The sequence below is a fragment of the Pseudomonas sp. F-14 TE3482 genome, from assembly GCF_053629455.1.
Map to the genome: position 1 here is coordinate 2,036,341 of NZ_JBRJII010000001.1, position 21,753 is coordinate 2,058,093.

At 59.5% G+C, this 21,753-nt stretch carries 19 protein-coding genes; 6 read left to right on the forward strand and 13 right to left on the reverse strand.

All coding sequences use genetic code 11. The annotated features are described in order from the left end of the window. The first annotated feature begins 110 nt into the window (after positions 1 to 110). Complete coding sequence (locus tag AB7M26_RS09170) at positions 111 to 1,052, forward strand: N-acyl homoserine lactonase (protein ID WP_148050149.1); 942 nt, start codon at positions 111 to 113, stop codon at positions 1,050 to 1,052. Positions 1,053 to 1,060: 8 nt separating this feature from the next. Here AB7M26_RS09170 and arfA read toward each other — a convergent pair whose 3' ends face one another. The 4 genes from arfA to leuS all read right to left on the reverse strand — a co-directional run bounded on the left by arfA (position 1,061) and on the right by leuS (position 5,876). Continuing rightward, positions 1,061 to 1,225: an alternative ribosome rescue factor ArfA gene (arfA, locus tag AB7M26_RS09175; RefSeq protein ID WP_046069682.1), complete on the reverse strand. Its 165-nt coding sequence runs from the start codon at positions 1,223 to 1,225 to the stop codon at positions 1,061 to 1,063. 272 nt (positions 1,226 to 1,497) lie between these two features. Then, positions 1,498 to 2,535: a DNA polymerase III subunit delta gene (holA, locus tag AB7M26_RS09180; RefSeq protein WP_123498565.1), complete on the reverse strand. Its 1,038-nt coding sequence runs from the start codon at positions 2,533 to 2,535 to the stop codon at positions 1,498 to 1,500. 39 nt (positions 2,536 to 2,574) lie between these two features. Next, positions 2,575 to 3,180: an LPS-assembly lipoprotein LptE gene (locus AB7M26_RS09185; protein WP_123498567.1), complete on the reverse strand. Its 606-nt coding sequence runs from the start codon at positions 3,178 to 3,180 to the stop codon at positions 2,575 to 2,577. Positions 3,181 to 3,269: 89 nt separating this feature from the next. Then, positions 3,270 to 5,876, reverse strand: a complete 2,607-nt coding sequence (gene leuS / locus AB7M26_RS09190; protein ID WP_429388707.1) for a leucine--tRNA ligase — start codon at positions 5,874 to 5,876, stop codon at positions 3,270 to 3,272. A gap of 280 nt (positions 5,877 to 6,156) precedes the next feature. On the opposite strand from leuS, the gene AB7M26_RS09195 reads away from it, so the two are divergent. Both AB7M26_RS09195 and AB7M26_RS09200 read left to right on the forward strand, forming a co-directional pair. Then, a complete protein-coding gene (locus AB7M26_RS09195) occupies positions 6,157 to 6,477 on the forward strand; it encodes a hypothetical protein (protein ID WP_123498571.1) in 321 nt (106 codons plus the stop codon). Positions 6,478 to 6,583: 106 nt separating this feature from the next. Then, the gene (locus AB7M26_RS09200) at positions 6,584 to 7,363 is read left to right on the forward strand and encodes a YdcF family protein (RefSeq protein ID WP_123498573.1); all 780 of its coding nucleotides are present in this window, start codon (positions 6,584 to 6,586) and stop codon (positions 7,361 to 7,363) included. Positions 7,364 to 7,480: 117 nt separating this feature from the next. On the opposite strand, the gene lnt is transcribed toward AB7M26_RS09200, so the two are convergent. The 5 genes from lnt to miaB form a co-directional block, all read right to left on the reverse strand. Then, positions 7,481 to 9,004, reverse strand: coding sequence for an apolipoprotein N-acyltransferase (gene lnt, locus AB7M26_RS09205; protein WP_123498575.1), 1,524 nt, complete (start codon positions 9,002 to 9,004; stop codon positions 7,481 to 7,483). Between the two features lie 15 nt (positions 9,005 to 9,019). Further along, entirely contained in the window at positions 9,020 to 9,859 is an 840-nt protein-coding gene (locus AB7M26_RS09210; RefSeq protein ID WP_007894419.1) for an HlyC/CorC family transporter, read from the reverse strand. 5 nt (positions 9,860 to 9,864) lie between these two features. Then, positions 9,865 to 10,359 carry an rRNA maturation RNase YbeY gene (ybeY, locus tag AB7M26_RS09215; protein ID WP_052967417.1) on the reverse strand — a complete coding sequence of 165 codons (495 nt, stop codon included), beginning with the start codon at positions 10,357 to 10,359 and terminating at the stop codon, positions 9,865 to 9,867. Further along, positions 10,352 to 11,368, reverse strand: coding sequence for a PhoH family protein (locus tag AB7M26_RS09220; protein ID WP_429388712.1), 1,017 nt, complete (start codon positions 11,366 to 11,368; stop codon positions 10,352 to 10,354). The genes ybeY and AB7M26_RS09220 overlap by 8 nt, the downstream gene beginning before the upstream one ends. A 203-nt stretch (positions 11,369 to 11,571) precedes the next feature. After that, positions 11,572 to 12,900 (reverse strand): tRNA (N6-isopentenyl adenosine(37)-C2)-methylthiotransferase MiaB, encoded by a 1,329-nt coding sequence (gene miaB / locus AB7M26_RS09225; protein WP_429388715.1) that lies wholly within the window; start codon positions 12,898 to 12,900, stop codon positions 11,572 to 11,574. Positions 12,901 to 13,034: 134 nt separating this feature from the next. Here miaB and AB7M26_RS09230 point away from each other — a divergent pair, with 134 nt between their 5' ends. Beyond that, positions 13,035 to 13,364 (forward strand): DUF1820 family protein, encoded by a 330-nt coding sequence (locus tag AB7M26_RS09230; RefSeq protein ID WP_007894425.1) that lies wholly within the window; start codon positions 13,035 to 13,037, stop codon positions 13,362 to 13,364. A 186-nt stretch (positions 13,365 to 13,550) separates the two neighbouring features. On the opposite strand, the gene AB7M26_RS09235 is transcribed toward AB7M26_RS09230, so the two are convergent. From AB7M26_RS09235 to AB7M26_RS09250, 4 genes are all read right to left on the reverse strand, one after another. Next, positions 13,551 to 14,105: a tetratricopeptide repeat protein gene (locus AB7M26_RS09235; RefSeq protein ID WP_008070087.1), complete on the reverse strand. Its 555-nt coding sequence runs from the start codon at positions 14,103 to 14,105 to the stop codon at positions 13,551 to 13,553. A gap of 223 nt (positions 14,106 to 14,328) precedes the next feature. Beyond that, complete coding sequence (hemL, locus tag AB7M26_RS09240; RefSeq protein ID WP_123498583.1) at positions 14,329 to 15,612, reverse strand: glutamate-1-semialdehyde 2,1-aminomutase; 1,284 nt, start codon at positions 15,610 to 15,612, stop codon at positions 14,329 to 14,331. Positions 15,613 to 15,629: 17 nt separating this feature from the next. Then, complete coding sequence (thiE, locus tag AB7M26_RS09245) at positions 15,630 to 16,253, reverse strand: thiamine phosphate synthase (RefSeq protein WP_429388719.1); 624 nt, start codon at positions 16,251 to 16,253, stop codon at positions 15,630 to 15,632. An 18-nt stretch (positions 16,254 to 16,271) separates the two neighbouring features. After that, positions 16,272 to 17,069 (reverse strand): hydroxymethylpyrimidine/phosphomethylpyrimidine kinase, encoded by a 798-nt coding sequence (locus AB7M26_RS09250; protein WP_123498587.1) that lies wholly within the window; start codon positions 17,067 to 17,069, stop codon positions 16,272 to 16,274. Positions 17,070 to 17,497: 428 nt separating this feature from the next. Here AB7M26_RS09250 and AB7M26_RS09255 point away from each other — a divergent pair, with 428 nt between their 5' ends. After that, positions 17,498 to 19,882: a hybrid sensor histidine kinase/response regulator gene (locus AB7M26_RS09255; RefSeq protein WP_123498589.1), complete on the forward strand. Its 2,385-nt coding sequence runs from the start codon at positions 17,498 to 17,500 to the stop codon at positions 19,880 to 19,882. Positions 19,883 to 19,957: 75 nt separating this feature from the next. Then, on the forward strand, positions 19,958 to 21,607 hold the full coding sequence (locus AB7M26_RS09260; protein WP_429388723.1) for an acyl-CoA dehydrogenase family protein: 1,650 nt from the start codon (positions 19,958 to 19,960) through the stop codon (positions 21,605 to 21,607). Positions 21,608 to 21,753 lie beyond the last annotated feature (146 nt).

Consider the following 21,753-nt stretch of genomic DNA (forward strand, 5'->3'; position numbering starts at 1 on the left):
CATTTCATGCTCTCTTCAACTGTCAGATCTGGCAGCTATTCGGGACTCTTTTCAAACTGTTAAATGATCGATACAGGCAACTTTATCGTTCATCGATGGGGACTTTTTACATGAAAAGGATAGTGCTTTCGTTGTTGTTTTTCCTGATTTTGGGCTGTTCGACATCACATGATGTGAGCAACGATTCAATTTACAACAATATGACTACCTCGGCGACGACGGAACCGCCGTTGGCAACTCGCGGTCCGTTAGTGGCAGCCGAGTTGGCTGCGCGTTACAGAGATACTGCCACCACTCGATGCGATGGACTGGATAGAAGGCCAGCATTCTTGTGCAGTGGAATTTTGCTACGTGGAACGGCCACTGCAGACGGATTCGATGTCTGGGATCCGAGCCCTACGGCAGTAAGGGTGGGAGGCACTTCATTTTCATTTGTCCGTTCGGACTACAAGATGAAAAGACTTGCCATGGGCTATAAGAAGGGTCTGATTTTTTACCCTGTTTTGAAAACTCCTCCAAATAAACTCAAGATCCCCGTTTTGTGTTTCTTTCCCGTGGACGGGGATTCCGATCATCGTAGCGACAAGGGTTGCGGCGGTATTTCCGGGTACGCCTCAACCGTTGCCTGCGCTTCTCAGGGTATCGACACCCCTGAAAAATGGGCAGGGAACTACCAACAATATGCTTCTGAAAGTCACAACAGGAGGGGGGTGTGCAGTTTTGATGTCCGAGATTCGATTGATGCGCTTGCCGGCCCCAACTTTGTCAAAGGCATGCAGGCGGGTCGCCTGGTGACGCCTAGAGCTTTTGATATACCCAATGATGTGAAGATGGAAACTTGGGAAAAGGGGGCGGCCGCGGTTCTGCCAATTGAGGCCTTCTTTTATGTCATTGTCGGAAGTTCTTCAGGATTGACGGAAGTGCAAAAGGATCAACTTCGATTCAAGGAGGTCACTGGAGAAAGCATACCCATTATCAAAGTGACAATGCCCGCAACGCTGGACGAAAAAGTGACCTTCGCTTTTCAGGCGCAAGATCAGGCAGTGAATTGATTGCTGATTCAAGCGGCCAGAAAGTAAGAAGCCTCCCAGCTATTAGACTGGAAGGCTTCGCGGCGGTAGCTGCCTTTGCCCTTGCCGGCTCGTTCCTGACGGCTGCGGAACAGTGGCTGGGCGACGATGGATTTGGCCTTGTTGGGGCCATGTTTAGATGGCTTTTTGCTCATGATGATCTCTCACAAGTGAGTGGGTTTTGCGGGGGGAATGATCTGCCGAAGCAAGGATTTTGTCTAGTCCCTACATTGTGTAGGACCTTTCGGCATTCTTTGTAGTGAGGTTGGTTTTTGTGGCGAGGGGGCTTGCCCCCGTTGGGCTGCGAAGCAGCCCCAAAACCGGCTGTGGAGGTACAACAGGTAAAACGCGTTGATCGGATTTACGACTGCTGCGCAGCCGGACGGGGCGGTGCGGCGTTCCGACAAGCCCCCTCGCCACAAAAACATTACTCGGCAGGCAGCGATAATCTCTGGCCAGCCATCAACAGCGTCAACCGACTCAGACTCATCCACGGCGAACCCGCCGCCTGGCCTTTGATCTGCGCATCGATGCGCTGGGCTTCCAACAGCAACTGCGCCCAGCGTTGTGCCGAATAGCGTTGCAGCGCTTTGCTCATCAACGGTTTGCGTTTGTCCCAGATTGGCGGTCGGGCCTGGCTGAAGGCTTTGTCGAGCGGCACGCCTTGGCTGTATTGCAGCGACAGGTTGGCCAGCAGACGCAGTTCCCGGGCCAGCGCCCAGAGAATCACCGGCGGTTCGACGCCTTCGCCGCGCAACCCTTCGAGCATGCGCAGGGCGTGAGCAGCCTCGCCATTGAGAATCGCATCGGTCAGGCCGAAGACATCGAAACGGGCACTGTCGGCTACTGCCGCTTGCACGGTTTCGACGGTGATCTGGCCACCCTCGGCCATCAGCTTGAGCTTTTCGATTTCCTGGGCGGCAGCCAGCAGGTTGCCCTCGACCCTGGCGGCAATCAGTTCGACGGCGTCCTGGCTGGCGGAAAGCCCGGCCTGGGACAGGCGTTGACGGATCCAGCTCGGCAACTGGTTGGTGTCCACGGGCCAGATCTGCACGAACTGGGTCTGCGGGCCTTCGACCAGCACCTTGCCCCACTTGGTCTTCTGCGCACTGCCGTCAAGCTTGGGCAGACTGATCAGCAACACCGTGTCTTCGGCGGGGCGCGAACAGTATTCGATAAGTGCCGCGGCGCCTTTGTCTCCGGGTTTGCCGGAGGGCAGACGCAGTTCCAGAAGACGTTTTTCGGCGAACAGCGACATGCTGGCGCCGGCCTGCAGCAGCGTACCCCAGTCGAAACTGGCGTCGGCGGCAAAGACCTGGCGTTCATCGAAACCTTGCTGGCGGGCAGCTGCGCGAATGGCGTCGGCGGCTTCCTGACACAGCAGTGGGTCATCGCCACTGATGACGTAGACCGGCGCGAGGGCACCTTGCAGGTGTTTAGCGAGTTGGGCGGGGGCGAGTTTCATAAGAAGAGGCAAACGGGGCGCCTGAGCGCCCCGTAAGGCTTATTGCTGCGGAAGTTCGATAGGCGACTGACGCGGCGTCTGCGCTTCAGCTTTCTGTGCCGCTTCCAGCGCGTCGGTTTCAGCCTTGGCCTTGGCGTCAGCGGTCTGCTGCAGCTGTTCCAACTGAGTTGGGGAGAGCTGTTGCAGGCGCAGCATCATGCGTTGAACCAGTTCACGACGCATTTCCTTGCGGGCATCGTTGGCTTCCTGGTCGGAACCCACCAGGTTGTTGCCGTCATGGATGAAGACTTTCTGCACTTCGAGCTTGTCGCTCAGCAGTGGCAGGTTGCTCTGACCCCGGATGTCGTAGTTCAGCACCATGGTCATCTGGTACTCGCCAGTACGACCGGCGCCTGCGTAACTGAGGATGCGCTGGCTTTCCTGCTCATCGGTCAGCACCAGTTTGTGAGGTGCGCCGCTGTAGACCTTGACGCCACTGCTTTCCAGCACCTGACGCAATTGCGTTACGGTTTCGCCGTAGGCATTGCGGGCGTTCAGATCGAGTTCCTTGATCGCCAGTTCAGTGGTGCCGGTGCCGCGCAGCTGGAAACCGCAGGCGCTCAGCAGGACTGCAAGGCCCATCACCAGCAAATTGCGTTTGATCATCTTGTTGCTCCCCTTGAAACCATGTGGGCCGGTCAAGCGGCCCGAAAGGTTTTACTCGGCGCCAGGCATCACCTGGCGCCCGATCCAATTTAGCTGGCGACGATATTGACCAGTTTCCCGGGCACTACGATCACTTTGCGAATAGTCAGGCCATCGACGAAGCGCAGGACGTTTTCGTTGGCCCGTGCGGCCGCTTCGACTTCTTCGCGGCTGGCGCTGGCCGGCATTTCGAGGTGGCCGCGCAGCTTGCCGTTGACTTGAATGACAAGCTGCAGGCTGTCCTGTACCAAGGCGCTTTCATCCAGCACCGGCCAACCGGCATCGATGACCGGATCGGCGTGACCCAGGCGATGCCACAGTTCGTGGCTGATGTGCGGGGTGATCGGAGCCAGCAGCAGGACTACGGTTTCCAGACCCTCGTGAATCAGTGCGCGATCCTGTTCGGTGCTTTGCGCGGCTTTTTCCAGCACGTTCATCAGCGTCATCACTTGGGCGATGGCGGTGTTGAATTTGTGGTTCTGGCCGACGTCGTGGCTGGCCTGCTTGATGGCCTGGTGGATCGAGCGGCGAATGGCTTTCTGCTCGTCGTTCAGGCTGGCGATGTCCAGTTTGCCCGGCAGGCCCTGAGTGACGTGCGCTTGAGCCAGGCGCCAGACGCGCTTGAGGAAGCGGTGCGAACCCTCTACGCCGGAGTCGGACCATTCCGCGCTCATGTCGGGTGGCGAGGCGAACATCATGAACAGGCGGCAGGTGTCTGCGCCGAACTGGTCAATCATCGACTGTGGGTCGACGCCGTTGTTCTTTGACTTGGCCATCTTCTCGGTGCCACCGATTTCCACCGGCAGGCCGTCTGCGATCAGCTTGGCGCTAATGACCTTGGCCTTACTGTCGCGTTCAAGTTCGACATCCGCCGGGTTGAACCACGTGTAGGCACCGTTGGCTTCGCGACGGTAGTAAGTCTCGGCGATCACCATGCCCTGAGTCAGCAGGTTCTTGAACGGCTCGTTGGAGCTCACCAGGCCTTCATCACGCATCAGCTTGTGGAAGAAGCGCGCGTAGAGCAGGTGAAGAATCGCGTGTTCGATACCGCCGATGTACTGATCCACCGGCAACCAATGGTCGGCCGCCGATTTTTCCACCAGACCACCTTCATAGTGTGGCGAGGCGTAGCGGGCGTAGTACCACGAGGACTCGACAAAGGTGTCCATGGTGTCGGTTTCACGCTTGGCTGCAGCGCCGCATTTCGGGCAGCTGCACTCGTAGAACTCGGGCATGCGCGCCAGTGGCGAACCGGCGCCGTCCGGTACGACGTCTTCCGGCAGCACCACGGGCAGTTGATCTTCCGGGACCGGCACATCACCGCAGGTGTCGCAGTGGATGATCGGGATCGGGCAGCCCCAGTAGCGCTGACGGCTGATGCCCCAGTCACGCAGGCGGAACTGGGTGCGCGAGGCACCGAGGTTTTTCTTGATCAGCGCCACTTCAATGGCGTCGAAGGCGCCTGCGAAGTCGAGGCCGTCGAATTCGCCGGAGTTGATCAGCGTGCCGTGCTCGCCGTACGCATCCTGCCAAGGAGCCGGGTTGGTGTCGCCGGAACTTGTGCGCACCACGGATTTGATCGGCAGGTTGTACTTGGTGGCGAACTCGAAATCACGTTCGTCGTGAGCCGGAACAGCCATGACCGCGCCATCGCCGTAATGCATCAGCACGTAGTTGGCGACCCATACCGGGAGTTTCTCCCCGGTCAGCGGGTGTTCGACGAACAGCGAGGTCGGCAGGCCTTTTTTCTCTTGAGTGGCGACGTCGGCTTCGGCAACGCTGCCGCCCTTGCATTCAGCGATGAACGCTTGCAGCTCAGGGTTGTTCTGCGCGGCCAGGGTCGCCAAATGGTGTTCGGCGGCCACCGCAACGTAGGTTGCGCCCATCAGGGTGTCCGGACGGGTAGTGAAAACTTTCAGTGCGCCGGCTTCGCCGATGGAATCGACGTCGTACGGGAACTGCACTTCCATGCCGCGGGATTTGCCGATCCAGTTGCGCTGCATGGTCTTGACCTGTTCAGGCCAGCCCGTCAGTTCGTCGAGGCTTTCCAGCAGCTCATCCGCGTAGGCGGTGATCTTGAAGTAGTACATCGGGATTTCGCGCTTTTCGATCAGCGCGCCGGAACGCCAGCCGCGACCGTCGATCACTTGCTCGTTGGCCAGAACGGTCTGGTCGACCGGGTCCCAGTTCACAGTGCCGCTTTTTTTGTAAATCACGCCTTTTTCGAACAGGCGAGTGAACAGCCATTGTTCCCAGCGGTAGTAATCAGGCTTGCAGGTGGTCACTTCGCGCGACCAGTCCACCGCCAGGCCCAGGCTGCGCAGCTGGCTTTTCATGTAGGCGATGTTTTCGTAGGTCCACTTGGCGGGCGCTACGTTGTTCTTCATCGCGGCGTTTTCCGCCGGCATGCCGAAGGCGTCCCAACCCATGGGTTGCAGGACGTTCTTGCCTTGCATGCGCTGGTAGCGGGAGATCACGTCGCCGATGGTGTAGTTGCGCACGTGCCCCATGTGTAGCTTGCCGCTGGGGTAAGGGAACATCGACAGGCAGTAGAACGTCTCCTTGCCTGGCTGTTCACTGACTTCAAAGGACTTTTGCTCGTCCCAGAATGACTGGGCGGCGGCTTCGATTTCACGGGGCTGATATTGTTCGTGCATGGCTACTTTTGAACTGAATAGGGGTGGCCTAATCCTCTTCAATGCAACGCTGGACGGTGATAACGCCAAATCGGCGTTTCGGTGCCCAGGCGAGCTGGAAGTGGAGTTACAGGAAGCGCCGTAGCATACATGACCGCACTCTACCGAGGGAAACCCTGATTACACGCCAGGACGTGGCCAATACCCGCTCCGAGGGCCGTTGGTCGCGGCACTCAGCCGGTTTTTTCAGCAAGGCTAAGCTCTAAAAGGGGAGTGAGTCTTATCTTCAATGAGGTGATGGATGGTTGAGTCACAGCAAAAAGCTACAAAACCGGAGCTGTACGAAAAACTGATAGACCGTCTCGCAATGGCGCTGGATTCGGCCAAAACTGCCGGACGGCTGCGTGATGAGCGTCCCCTGGAGCTGGAGCTGCGTGGTTTGAGCCCCGCGGAGTTTGAACTGGTCAAGGCCTATCTGGATCGTAGTGAACGTGAAACGCAGGGATGCTTGTCAGCAGCAGTGAAGCAACTCGAGGCACCACGTTCGGCCAAGATCATCTGGCTCAAGGATAAGGCACCCGGCAAAGGCGCGGGAAAGGTCCGGTCTTTGCAATTCAAGTAAGGGCACTTGAAGCCATGGAATATGGTTTTTTGAAACAAAGTCCTTCCACATTTGTTGTCGCATTGCGTCAACCCACCTAGGCTTCGGGCATCTATGGAGATGCCCGATGCCTTTTCGTTATTTCATTAAACAACTTCTTCTGCCGCCCGGCATTTTATTGCTGCTGCTGGTACTTGCCTGGTGGTGGCGCCGCTCAAGGCCGAGGCTGGCGGGGGTGTGTTTCATCTTGGGCGTGGGCGGCTTCTGGTTGATGAGCCTGCCGGTCGTGGTGGAGTGGAGTGCCAAGGCGCTGGAACGCGAGTCGCCGCTGGCGCGCGAGGAATGGGCAACCTTGGGCCGACGGGCGGACGCGATCGTGGTGCTGGGTTCAGGGCGTGAGCGGGGCGATCCGGCCTGGGGCGTTGACCAGCCGACCGGAGTAGGCCTGGGACGTGAGCGCTATGCCGCGCGCCTGGCCAAGGCGTCCGGCTTGCCGATTCTGACCAGCGGCGGCCTGCATTACGGCACTCCACCGACCGAAGCGAAGCTGATGGCGGACTCATTGCTCGATGATTTTGGCGTGACGGTACGCTGGCAGGAAGGGCGCAGCCGCACGACCTGGGAAAACGCGCAATTCAGCGCTCAGGTGTTGTTGCCCGAGGGGATCAAGCGGGTGGCGGTCGTGACTCAGGCCTGGCACATGCCGCGAGCGGTCTGGAGTTTCCAGCAGGCGGGATTTGAGGTAGTGCCCGCGCCAGTGGGGTTTTTAGGCGTGGACAATGCCCGGCCGCTGGGTGGCTGGATGCCGGAGTTCAAATCGATCTGGCAGAGCGGGCAGTTGATGAATGAGGCGGTGGGGCAGATCGGGTATTCGTTGTTTTATCGAGGCGATGTTGACGCTGATTGATGTTGTGCCTGTGATTCCGTCTTCGCGAGCAAGCCCGCTCCCACAGTAGATCTGCGGTGAACACAGTATGTGTGAACACTCGAGATCAAATATGGGGGCGGGCTTGCTCGCGAAGCTTTAAACGGTTTTCGCCATCCGGTTGGCCACCAATGCCCAACCAAACAACAACACGCAACTGATGATCAACGGCCACGAACGCCATTGCAGGTAGGGCGTCAGGTTGTGCATCGGCACCACTTCGCCATACAGAATGCCTTGTTCGAACTGCGGGATCTGCACAGTGATCTGGCCAAACGGGTTGATCAGGCCGGTCACGCCGTTATTGGTGGCGCGGATCATCCAGCGGCCGGCTTCAAGTGCGCGCATCTGCGCCATCTGCAAGTGTTGCAGGGGGCCGATCGAGGTGCCGAACCAGGTGTCGTTGCTGATGGTCAGCAGCAAATCGCTACGGGCGGCGAGGCCGGCGGCGAATTCCGGGTAGACCACTTCGTAGCAGATGAACGGCGCAATCTGATAACCCTTGGCTTGCAGCAGCGCTTGATCGGCCGGCCCTCGGGCGAAGTCGGACATCGGCAGGTCGAAGAAAGCGATCAGGCCGCGCAAGACTTCCTGCAGTGGCACGTATTCGCCGAACGGCACCAGTTTCTGTTTCAGGTAAGTGCCATCGCCTTCACCGACGACGGTAATGCCGTTGAAATAGCGCTTCTCGTGATGGAGTTCCTGGCGAATCGGCACGCCGGTGATCAACGCGGATTTACGCTCGGCGGCGAAGCTTCCCATCATGTTCAGGTAGCCCTCGGCGGACTCCTTGAGCACCGGGACCGCCGTTTCCGGCCAGATCAGCAGGTCGACGCGTTTGGAGCTGAAGCTCATGTCGCGGTACAGCGCCAGCTGCGCATTGAGCTGCGAGGGGTCCCACTTCATGCTTTGTTCGATGTTGCCCTGAATCGCCGCGACGCTCAGTGGTGCGCCTGCCGGGCTGGTCCAGGCATGTTCCTTGAGCGCCATGCCGGCCACCCATGGTCCTGCCAGCAGTAACACGCCGACAGCGATGAAGCCTTTACGACCAGTGCGTACCAGGCGCGCAGCGTTGTAGATCAGCGCAGCCGTCAGGGCCAGGGTGAAGGAAATCAGCCACATTCCGCCGACCGGCGCGAGCCCGGCCAATGGGCCGTCGAGTTGGCTATAACCGGAATAGAGCCATGGGAAACCGGTAAGGAACCAGCCGCGAAAGGCTTCCTGACCCACCCACAACGCCGCAAATGCCAAGGCATCGGCCAGAGGCGCTTCGTTACGGCGCAGCCAGCGCGCCCAAATCCAGGCGGGCAGGGCGAAGAACCAGGCAATCGCCGCGGTGAACAGCAGCATCAAGAATCCGGCCAGCAGCACCGAGGCGCCACCAAAGTTGTGGATGCTGTAGTAGATCCAGCTAGTGCCCGCGGCAAACAGGCCGAAACCGAAACACCAGCCACGGCCCAGGGCCTGACGGGGGTTCAGTTCACGCAAAGCGGCGTAAAAGAAACCGACCGCCAGCAATGCCAGCGGCCAGATATCGAACGGCGCCAGGGCCAGAGTGGTGAGTGCACCGGCCGCCACGGCCAGCAGGTTACCGGGCCAGCCGGGGCGGGTCATCCAGTGCATTTCTTTCCTTAATTTTTACCGGGCAATAGGTGTCAGACGCAGCAAGTGAATCCGACGGCTGTCGGCGTTCAGGATGCGGAAGCGATAGGCGCCGATTTCAGTGATTTCGTTGCGTTTTGGCAAGTGCCCGAACGCGCTCATCACCAAGCCACCGACGGTGTCGAATTCATCGTCGGAGAATTCGCTGTCGAAGAACTCGTTGAAGTTATCGATCGGCGTCAGGGCCTTGATCAGGAAGTCACCGCTGGGCAGCGGCTTGATGTAGCTGTCTTCTTCGACGTCGTGCTCGTCTTCGATGTCGCCGACGATCTGTTCCAGCACGTCTTCGATGGTCACCAGACCGGCCACGCCGCCGTATTCGTCAATGACGATGGCCATGTGGTTATGGTTGGCGCGAAACTCACGCAGCAGCACATTCAGGCGCTTGGACTCGGGCACGAAGGTCGCCGGGCGCAGCAGGTCCTTGATGTTGAAGCTGTCGCCGTTTTCCTTGAGGATCAACGGCAGCAAGTCCTTGGCCAGCAACACACCCATCACGTCATCGTGGCTTTCGCCGATCACCGGGTAGCGGGAGTGGGCCGAGTCGACCACGGCGGGCAGGAACTCGCGGGGTGTCTGGGTCGCCTTGATGCTGATCATCTGCGAGCGCGGGACCATGATGTCCCGTACTTGCAGGTCTGCAACCTGGATGGCACCTTCGACGATGGCCAGCGCTTCGCTGTCCAGCAACTTGTTTTGATGTGCATCGCGCAGCAGCTCCAGCAGCTCCTGGCGGTTTTTCGGCTCGTGGGCAAAAGCCTGGGTGAGCTTACCCAGCCATGACTTCTGCCCGTTGCTCGATCGATCTTCGCTCATAGCGATTACTCTGAATCCTTTGTTGTTACGATTGGGGATGTGTCTGTTTCGTCGTCCGCATAAGGGTCTGGATGACCCAACTCTGCAAGCAACGTTCGTTCCAGTGCTTCCATTTCTTCGGCTTCATCGTCATCTATATGGTCGTAACCAAGCAGATGCAAGCAGCCGTGAATGACCAGGTGCGCCCAGTGAGCCTTTAATTCCTTGCCTTGTTCCGCCGCTTCGCGCTCGACCACCGCTACGCAGATCACCAGATCGCCGAGCAGGGGAATATCGAGAAACTCATCGGGGACATCGGCCGGAAATGACAAAACGTTGGTGGCGTAGTCTTTCTGCCGCCAGGTGAAGTTCAGTTCGCGGGCTTCCTCTTCGTCGACCAGACGGATGGTCATTTCGGAGTCGGCAGTACGCTGGCGCAGGGCCAGTTCGCACCATTGGCGGAATTCGGCTTCGCTTGGGGCAGACGCTTCGGTAGCCAGTTGCAGGTCAAGCTCAAGCATCGGGGCGAGTGTCCTTGGGAGAGGGCTTCGCCGTTTCGTCGGCTGTGCGATTTTCGAAGCGCTCATAGGCCTCGACAATGCGTTGCACCAACGGATGGCGCACCACGTCCTTGGGCATGAAGTGGGTGAAGCTGATCCCCGGAACGTCTTTGAGCACCTCGATCACATGATGCAGCCCGGATTTGGTGCCTTTCGGCAGATCGACCTGGGTGATGTCACCGGTGATGACCGCAGTGGAGCCGAAGCCGATGCGGGTCAGGAACATCTTCATCTGTTCGATGGTGGTGTTCTGGCTTTCGTCGAGGATGATGAAACTGTTGTTCAGCGTACGCCCGCGCATGTAGGCCAGTGGCGCGACTTCGATCACTTGACGCTCGATCAGCTTGGCCACGTATTCGAAGCCGAGCATTTCGTAGAGCGCGTCGTAGAGCGGGCGCAGGTACGGATCGATCTTTTGCGACAGGTCACCCGGCAGGAAGCCGAGCTTTTCGCCCGCTTCAACCGCCGGACGAACCAGCAGAATGCGGCGAATCTGCTCGCGTTCCAGCGCATCTACCGCGCAGGCAACGGCCAGATAGGTCTTGCCGGTACCGGCCGGGCCTATGCCGAAGTTGATGTCGTTACCGAGGATTTCCTTCACATAGCGCACCTGATTCAAGCCGCGAGGGCGAATCATGCCTTTCTTGGTGCGCAAGGCGACGGACGGTTCGGCGGGGGAATGGTTGTCCAGTTCCTCGACGGCCGATTCCTGCAGGAACAGGTGAACCATGTCTGGCGACAGCTCGGTACCTTTGGTTTCCCGGTACAAGCGGCGCAGAAGGTTTTCCGCGGAGGTGGTGTGCTTGGGCTCGCCGATCAGTTCGAACTGATTCCCGCGGTTGCGGATCTCGATCGCGAGGCGCTGTTCGATCAAGCGCAGATGCTCGTCGAATTGCCCGCACAGATTGGCGAAGCGGCGAGCTTCAAAAGGCTCGAGGATGAAACGATGTGGTTCTATGGGTGCGTTCAAGGTCGTATTTAGCCGCCCTGGGGCAATTATGATGAATCAAGGATAGCGCCAGTCGCCTGGGTACGAAAGCTCTTAAATATCGCAAAGTCGGTCACCGTCCCTGTGGGAGCCGGGCTTGCCCGCGATGAACGATAACGCGGTTTGTCAGACAGACCGCGGTGTAGCCATCGCGGGCAAGCCCGGCTCCCACAGGTGACGAGGTATTATTGGAGCAGCGAGCCCCGCAGCGAGTGCGGTTGCGCGGCATCGATATGCACGTCGGCGAACTGGCCGATCAGGGTCGGATTGTCGCAACGGAAGTTGACGATACGATTATTCTCGGTCCGGCCTTGCAGTTCACCGGGGTCTTTTTTCGAATAATCGGTGACCAGAATCCGCTGAATGGAGCCCACCATTTGTCGGCTGATCTCGAAACCTTGCTGGTTGAGGCGATGTTGCAGGGCGTTCAGGCGTTCTTTTTTCAGTTCTTCCGGCGTGTCGTCGACCAGATCGGCAGCCGGTGTACCCGGACGCTGGCTATAGACGAACGAGTAGGAAAAGTCGAAACCGACGTCTTCGATCAGCTTCATGGTCTGTTCGAAGTCTTTTTCGGTCTCGCCCGGGAAACCGACGATGAAGTCAGAACTGATGCAGATCCCCGGCACGGCAGCCCGCAACTTGCGCAGTTTGGATTTGTACTCCAGGGCGGTGTGGTTGCGTTTCATCGCCGCGAGGATCCGGTCGGAACCCGATTGCACTGGCAAATGCAGGTGTTTCACCAGCTCCGGCACGTCGGCGTGGGCCTGGATCAGGCTGTCGGAGAATTCCAGCGGGTGCGAGGTGGTGTAGCGAATCCGGTCGATGCCATCGACAGCGGCTACTACCCGGATCAATTCCGCCAGATCAGCCAGGCGCCCATCATGAGTGGTGCCGCGATAACCATTGACGTTCTGCCCCAGCAAGGTCACTTCGCGCACGCCGTTTTCGGCCAGGTGAATGATCTCGGCAATCACGTCGTCGAACGGTCGGCTGACTTCTTCACCGCGCGTATAAGGCACCACGCAGAACGTGCAGTACTTGCTGCAGCCTTCCATGACCGACACGTAAGCGCTTGGCCCGTCGATGCGCGGTTCGGGCAAGTGGTCGAATTTTTCGATTTCCGGGAACGAGACGTCGACTTGCGGCAGTTTGGTCAGGCGCGCGGCGTCGATCATTTCCGGCAGGCGGTGCAGGGTCTGCGGGCCGAATACCACGTCGACGTACGGAGCGCGATCACGGATGGCCGCGCCTTCCTGGCTGGCCACGCAGCCGCCGACGGCGATGACCATGTCCGGGTTAGCCAGTTTCAATTCGCGCCAGCGACCCAGCTGGGAATACACCCGGTCCTGGGCGCGTTCGCGGATCGAGCAGGTGTTGAGCAGGATCACGTCGGCGTCTTCAGCGCGAGCGGTGACTTCCAGGGCCTGGTGTTCACCCAGCAGATCGACCATGCGCGAGCTGTCGTACTCGTTCATCTGGCAACCGTGGGTTTCGATGTAAAGCTTCTTGGCCATGGATAGAGTCATCACGTGATTCAAAGAACCGCGCATTATAGGGAACATGCACCAAGGTTCCTACCGTTGCGCGTCCGGTGGCTATGCTATAGTTCGCGCCCTCATTTTTATCCCCGATGTGTTACCCGCCCACCATGACCAAACGTGAAGCTCCAATCTACAAGGTGATTTTCCTCAATCAGGGCCAGGTGTACGAAATGTACGCCAAGCAGATCTATCAAAGTGATCTGTGGGGCTTCCTGGAAGTGGAAGAGTTCGTCTTTGGCGAGCGCACGCAAGTGGTCGTCGATCCGAGCGAAGAGAAGCTCAAGGCTCAGTTCGAAGGCGTTGTGCGCAGTTTTGTGCCGATGCATTCGATCGTGCGCATCGACGAGGTCGAGCGCCTCGGCACGCCGAAAATCAGCGAAGCCCGCGGCGCGGTAGGCAATGTCATGCCGTTTCCGATGCCGATGCCTGAGAAGTAAGCCGCGGATTGATTGGCTAGAGGGGCTTGTTGTGGCGAGGGAGCTTGCTTCCGTTGGGCTGCGAAGCGGCCCTGAAACCCTGGCCCCTGCAATTACAGTCTGTCTGGCACACCGCATTCTTCGGTTTTACGACTGCTGCGCAGCCGAGCGGGAGCAAGCTCCCTCGCCACAGGGGCCAGCTTCAATTCAGGGAAGTGGCGAAAACGGCGTACGCCCATCGGCGCTCTGCAACTCCATCAGGTATTTACGGAAAATTTGCCCCAGCACCTGGGTAGCGACTTCCAGATCTTCGCGGGGCATTTTTTCGGCGACTTCGTCGGCGGTGTCCAGCGCCTCTTCGGCGCCGTTGACCGCGGCCATTTTCAGCACGATATACGCCTGAACGTTATTGGCCGGTACGCCTTCGCCATGGAAGAACATGGTGCCAAGTTTGAATTGCGCCTGGGCGTGGCCTTGCAGCGAGGCCTTTTCGAAGTAGCTCAGGGCTTGATTGAGGTCGCGCGGCGCGTTTTTGCCGTCGTAGTAGAACTCACCCAACTCGTATTGCGCTTGCGCATCCCCTTCATCCGACGCTTTCTGACAGGCGGCGAGCGCTTGTGTCAGGTCTTGCGGCTGAGTATTGAGGGTGCAGCGACCCATCGCCGGGATCAACAACGAGTTGCCGCCTGCTTGTGCGAGCGCGAGCAGGGGCTGAAGGAGCAACAGGCAGCCCAATGCAAGGGTGCGGCCGGTGCGGTTCATGGGAATCGACTTACCTCTGAGGGGCGCGTGGACCCATCGAGGGATCCAATAAGCGCGCATTATGAAATAAGCAGGGCCAACCTTACAAAGTCTTTACTCGTTTTTCTGCTGCGCGGGGAATATATCGCCCACTTTGCGGGGGATTATTGGCAGATGAGTAGGAAAAAGGGGCGGATGTAGGTGAAAGCTGACGTTGGCAATCGCCAACGTCAGCGTTGCAGCTTTATTTCAATGCGGCGAATGCACGCTCGGCGGCGTCCAGTGTCAGTTTCAACTCGGTCTCACCGTGGGCGATCGAGGTGAAACCGGCTTCGAAGGCGCTTGGCGCCAGGTACACGCCGCCTTCGAGCATCAGGTGGAAGAAACGCCCGAACAGGCCGGCATCGCTGGCCATCACATCCTCGAAGGTCACGATGTCGTCGGCGCCGCTGAAGTACAGACCGAACATGCCGCCGGCCTGAGTGGTCACGAACGGAATGCCGGCGGCGTCGGCGCGCTGTTGCAGACCATCAAGCAGACGGCTGGTGTAGTCGCTCAGCTCGGCGTGGAAACCAGGACGACTGATCAGGCGCAGCGTGGTCAGGCCCGCCGCCATCGCCAGCGGGTTACCCGACAACGTGCCGGCCTGGTAGACCGGCCCCAGTGGCGCGATTTGCTCCATGATCTTGCGTTTGCCGCCGAAGCAGCCAACCGGCATGCCGCCACCGATGATCTTGCCGAAGGTGCTCAGGTCCGGCGTGACGCCGTAGTGGGCTTGGGCACCACCGAGGGCGACACGGAAACCGGTCATCACTTCGTCGAAAATCAGCACCACGCCGTGCTTGTCGCACAGGGTCCGCAGGCCTTCGAGGAAGCCCGGTGCCGGCGGTACACAGTTCATGTTGCCGGCCACTGGCTCGACAATGATGCAGGCCACGTCCTGGCCGACTTCGGCGAGCATGGTTGCTACCGCGTCGATGTCGTTGAACGGCAGGGTCAGGGTGTGTTTGGCGAACGCCGCCGGTACACCGGCCGAACTTGGTACGCCTTGGGTCAGGGCGCCGGAACCGGCCTTGACCAGCAGGCTGTCGGAATGGCCGTGGTAGCAGCCTTCGAACTTGATGATGCTGTCACGGCCGGTAAAGCCACGGGCCAGGCGGATGGCGCTCATGGTCGCTTCGGTGCCGGAGCTGACCATGCGCACCATTTCCATCGACGGCACGATCGAGCAGACCAGGTCGGCCATTTCGGTTTCCATCGCGGTCGGGGCGCCGTAGGACAGGCCGTGTTCCAGCTGTTTGCGCACCGCGTCCAGCACGTCCGGATGGCTGTGGCCGAGAATCATCGGGCCCCAGGAACCGACGTAATCCACATAACGCTTGTCATCTTCGTCGGTGACGTAGGCGCCTTCGGCGTGTTTGAAGAACAGCGGCGTGCCGCCAACACTCTTGAATGCACGAACAGGCGAGTTCACGCCTCCGGGAATGTGTTTCTGGGCATTGGCAAACAGGGTTTCGGAACGAGACATGATCGGGCTCTCAAAAATCAGGATTTGAACAATTCGTTAAAGGCGCGGGCACGACGGGTCACTTCAGCCGTGTTGTCGGCGCCAAACAGGCCATGCACCACCGCCAGCAAGTCGACCCCGTGGGCCACCAGTGGCGCAGCGTTGTCCAGCGTGATGCCGCCGATCGCGCAGATCGGCAGATGCAATTTGCTGCGGGCCTGATCAAGCAGTTCGAGGCCGCAGGCCGGTGCGCCGGGTTTGGTATTGGAATTGAAGAAGCGGCCGAAGGCGACGTAACTGGCGCCTTCTTTGGCGGCTTGCTCGGCGAGTTCGAGTTGCGCATGGCAGGTCGAGCCGATGATGGCCTGACGACCGAGGAGTGCCCGAACCGGCATCAGCGGGCCATCGGTCTGGCCCAGGTGCACGCCGACGTTCAGGCGTGCGGCCAGTTCGGCGTCATCATTGATGATCAGATGAGTCTTGTAACGTTCGCACAGATCGCGCAGGGCTTCGGCTTCGCGCAGGCGGCGGGCCTCGTCGCTGCTCTTGTCACGGTATTGCAGCAGGGTGACGCCGCCTTCGAGCGCCGCCTCCACGTACGAAAGAAATTTCCCGGCCAGTAACTGGCTGTCGGTAATGGCGTACAGGCCACGTAGTTTCATCGGACAAGCCTCATGGCGTTACGAACAGAAGTCCAGTGGCAAGCGGCGCGGCACGAACTGGCCTTTGCCCAGCTGCTCCGCATCACGCAAGGTGCGCCAAGTGTAGTCAAGCGCGGTCTTTACGGCACTGGCGAGGTGTTCACCCTGGGCCAGACGACCGGCGAGGGCGCTGGCCAGTGTGCAACCGGAACCGTGATAACTGCCGGGCAGGCGCTGGCAGGTAAAGGTTTCGCGGCGACCGTCGCGGCTGTACAGGCGATTGTGTATTTCGTGTTCGTCGCCATGACCGCCGGTGATCAGCAGGTGTTTGACGAATGGCAGAAGTTTTTCAGCGCACTCGTCCGCGGTGCCTTCCGGCAGTTCGGCGAGAATGCGAGCTTCGGGAAGGTTGGGGGTGGCAATGATCGACAGCGGCAACAGGCGTTCGCGCATGGCGTAGCCGACTTCGTCCTTGCCCAGTCGTCCACCGCCGCCGGCGCGCAGCACCGGGTCGCAGACCACCGGCAAATGCGGGTGTGCTGAAAGCAGTTCGACCACGGTGTCGACCATTTCCAGGGAGCCGAGCATGCCCAGTTTGACGGCGGCGACTTCGGAGTCATTGAGCACGGCGTTGGCCTGGGCCAACACCCACTCGCGATCGAGAACGCGGAAGTCAGTGACGTTGACGGTGTCTTGCACCGTCAGGGCGGTGACGGCCGGAGCGGCATGACAACCCTGAGCGAGCAGGGCTTCGATATCTGCCTGCAAGCCGGCGCCACCACTAGGGTCGTGGCCGGAGAGACAGAGGACAACGGGGCGAGAGCTGTAGATATTCATGGTGCGCGAGCTTACCACCAAACATGTTTTTTCGGGTGTTGTGGCAGCCATCGCGGCCGATACATTGTGGTGAGGGGGCTTGCTCCCGTTCGGCTGCGCAGCGGTCGTAAACCTGCCAATGCGGTGTTCCAGACAGAAGGCAAAGGGGGGCGCTTCGCACCCCAACGGGAGCAAGCTCCCTCATCACAGGAATCGCTGCGCATTGAGGCATTGTCACAACCTGACCAAGCCAACAGCTCTAACTCAATGTATAGAGCTGGAACGCTTGTTCTAGAGCCTTTTCAGGAAAAATTTCAATGGTGCTCAATGGCCACCAACGGCTATGCTAGAGTGGATCCAAACCAATAACAGGTAATACCGGTTTTACGTCTACTCAAAAGGAATGGGGGGCTTCCTGACAGAACCGGACAGGCCACGCTGGGGCTTAAATGCGCTATTTGCTGATGTTGCTGTTGTGCTTGCCCCTCCTGGCGAGCGCCGTCGAATTCGACGAGTTCACCCAGAGCCTTCCCCTGGGCCGAACGATGCAGGTTTATGAAGACGCGGGCGGTCAGGCGACCATCGCCGATGTCCGTGCGCAAGCGGCGGCCGGGCAGTTCAAACCTCATGATAAAACCACCCTGAACGCCGGTTATTCGCGTTCGGCGTTCTGGCTGAAAATCGATCTGCAGTACCGCCCGACCAACCCGTCGGCGCAACGGACCTGGTTGCTGGAACTGGCTTATCCGCCCCTCGATCACCTTGATCTGTACTTGCCCGATGCTGGCGGTGACTATCAATTGGTCCGGCAGACTGGTGATGCGTTGCCGTTCGCCACTCGCGAGATCCGCCAGAACAACTATCTGTTTGGTCTGAACTTTGCGCCCGAGCAGGCGCAAACCGTGTATTTGCGCCTGCAAAGCCAAGGCTCGATTCAGGCGCCCGTCACCTTGTGGTCAAGCACCGCTTACCTCGAAGAGCAGCCGGTGCGGCTTTATGTGCTGGGGCTGATTTATGGTGTGTTGCTGGGGATGCTGGTCTACAACCTGTTCATCTTTCTCAGCGTGCGCGACACCAGCTACTTCTATTACATCGTCTATATCGCCTCGTTCGGCTTGTATCAGCTGTCGGTGAATGGCGCGGCCGTGGAGTATTTCTGGCCGAACAATCCCTGGTGGGCCAACGCCGCGACGCCGTTCTTCATCGGCTGCTCAGGATTGTTCGGCAGCCAGTTCGCCCGCAGCTTTTTGCAGACGGCCACCCACAGTCGCTGGCTCGACCGTTTGCTGCTGGCGTTGATTGCGTTCAGTGCGCTGGTGGTCGGGTTGTCATTGATGACCAATTACGCCCTGGCCCTGCGGCTGGCGACGTTGCTGGCGTTGGTTTTCACCGTGGTGATTTTCGCCGCCGGGATTTTCGCCTGGTGGCGTGGCCTGCGGGTCGCGCGGTATTTCATCATTGCCTGGTCGGCGTTCCTGCTCGGTGGTGTGGTCAACACCCTGATGGTGCTGGGTTATTTGCCCAACGTATTCCTGACCATGTACGCCAGCCAGATCGGCTCGGCGATCGAAGTGGCGCTGCTGTCCCTGGCCCTGGCCGATCGCATCAACGCCATGCGCGAGCAACAGGCGCAAACGCTGTTTGATGCCGGCCAGAAGCTCGAAGTGTTGAACCAGCAACTGGCTCACAGCAACAAGCTCAAGGACGAATTCCTCGCCACCCTGACCCACGAACTGCGCACGCCCATGAATGGTGTGATCGGTTCGCTGGAGTTGATGCAAACCGTCGAGATGAACCCTGAGATGGAGCAATATCAGCAAACGGCTGCAGGTTCGGCGCGGGACATGATGCGCATGGTCAACGGCATCCTCACCCTGACCGAATTGCAGGCCGGCAAGCTCAAGGTCTATCCGGACACCTTCAGTTTGCGCGGTGTGGTCGAGGCCTTGCGTCTGCAGTTCGATGGCAATGCGGCGAGCAAGTCGCTGGACTTCAAGGTCGAGGTGACATCCGGGCTGCCGGATCGTTTGCACGGCGACAGCGGCAAGCTGACACAATGCCTGGAATGCCTGCTGGATAACGCGATCAAATTCACCCGGGTCGGCGGATTGGCGCTGCGGGTGACGGGTAAACCGGTAGCGCCCGATCGGCTGGCACTGTCCTTTGCAGTGATCGACACTGGCATTGGCTTCACCGATTTGGACGAGGCAACGCTGTATCAACGCTTTTTTCAGGTCGACGGCTCGATGACCCGTGAATATGGTGGTTTGGGTGTTGGCCTGGCCATTTGTCGGCAACTGGTCGAATTGCTCGGCGGGCGCCTGAGCCATCGCTCGGAACCGGGTCGCGGTAGTCGCTTTCAACTGGACGTCGAGTTCGAGCTGCCGTTGCCGGTGGTGGAATCTGCACCCGCAATCACCCGGCAAACCACCGGCCTGCGTTTGCCTCAGGACTGCACGGTGTTGCTGGTCGATGACAACAGCATCAATCAATTGGTGATGCGTGGCATGTTGCTCAAGCTTGGGTTCCGCGTGCGCACCGCTGACAGCGGCGTCGCGGCGCTCGATCTCTTGCAGCGTGAAACCGTTGATGCGGCGCTGCTCGACTGTCAGCTGCCGCCACTGGATGGCGCCTCGATCTGCGGTCGGATCCGCGCCTTGCCGGGTTGTGCCGAGTTACCCGTGTTCATGATTGCCCAGAGTGCGGATCGGGCCTATTGCCCAAGCGACACCTTGGTCGACTACCTGAGCAAACCGGTGAAATTCGAAGATTTGCAGGCGGCGCTCTATCGGCGGGTGCTCTGTCCGGGGCAAGGCGAAAGCGCCGACAGTTAGGCAGATATGCCACTTTGTTCAACCTCGGGGCGGTGCTTAACTGAAAGTCCCTTGGCTGACCAAAGGAGCCCCGTCATGAACCTGCATCAGTTCGCCGAAACCCACGAAGTCACCAATCAGCCGCCGTCGCTGGACGGCGCCAATCTCTATCGCATCGACCTGCCTTTGCAGGAGTGGTCGCAGCGTTTCGATGCCGGTTGGGCCGAGTCGCGAATTGACGCTTATGGCGTATTGGCCGGCGGGCCGCTGATGGAGGCGGGGTTTGTGGCCAATCAGAACAAACCGGTGTTTGTCAGTCATGACCGTTACGGCCATCGCATCGATCTGGTGGAGTTTCATCCCGCCTACCACGAATTGATGCGCACGGCGGTGGAACATGGCCTGACCGGTTTGCCCTGGACCGACCCGCAACCGGGCGCTCACGTTGCCCGCGCGTCCATGACCTATTTGCACAGTCAGGCTGAAGCCGGCAGCGGTTGCCCGTTGACCATGACCTTCGCCAGCGTCCCGGCGATGCGCCTGCAACCGGATCTGGCCGAACAATGGCTGCCGAAAATCCTCGCCACCGAATACGACCCGCGCAACGTCGGCATGGCCCACAAGGCCGGGGTCACCATCGGTATGGCCATGACGGAGAAACAGGGCGGCACCGACGTGCGGGCCAACACCACCAAGGCGTATCCGGTCGGCGCCAGTGGCCCGGGCCAGGCGTATGAACTGGTGGGCCACAAGTGGTTCTGTTCGGCGCCGATGTGCGACGCCTTCCTGACCTTGGCCCAGACCGACAAAGGCTTGACCTGTTTCCTGCTGCCGCGTCATCGCCCGGACGACACACGCAATCAGTTCTACATACAGCGGCTGAAGAACAAACTCGGTAACTGGTCCAATGCCTCCAGCGAGGTGGAGTTCCGCGGCGCCCTGGCCTGGATGGTCGGCGAAGAGGGCCGGGGTGTTCCAACCATCATCGAAATGGTTGCCATGACCCGCTTCGATTGCATGGTCGGCTCCAGTGCGCTGATGCGCCAGGCCCTGACCCAGGCCAGCCATCACTGCGCCCATCGCAAGGTCGGTGGCAAATTGCTCAGTGAGCAACCCTTGATGCAAAACGTGCTGGCCGACCTGGCCCTGGAAAGCGAAGCGGCGTTGGCTTTGAGTTTGCGCATGGGCCGGGCGCTGGATCATCTGGATGACGATCACGAAGCGAAATTCGCCCGACTGGTGACGGCGGTGGGCAAGTACTGGATCTGCAAACGCGCGCCCGCGATGATCAATGAGGCTGCCGAATGCATGGGCGGCGCCGGTTATGTCGAAGAAAGCATCCTGCCGCGTCTGTACCGTGAGGCCCCGGTCAACTCGACGTGGGAAGGTTCCGGCAACGTGCAATGCCTCGACGTATTGCGCGCATTGTCGAAAGAGCCGGGTGTGCTTGATGTGCTGTTCAGCGAGTTGGGCGACGGTCATGGCGACAAACGTCTGGCGGCGCACATCAGCCAATTGCAGGCCGCGTTCAAGGACACCGCCGACATTCAATACCGCGCCCGCCAGCTCACCGAAGACATTGCCTTGGGGCTTCAGGCCAAGTTGTTGCTGGAGGCGGGGAATGCGGCGGTCAGTGATGCTTTTATCGCCAGCCGTCTGGGTTCGGCCGGTCGGGTGTATGGAACATTGCCGCGCGGGCTGGATGTGGAAGCGATTGTTGCCCGGTCGACCCCGCAAGGTTTCTGACCACAATTGAATAAACACCACAAAACCTGTGGGAGCGGGCTTGCCCGCGATAGCGATTATACATTCAACAGAGATGTTGGCTGATAGAGCACTATCGCGGGCAAGCCCGCTCCCACAGGGTCTGTCTGCGCATCACATCTTGGTGT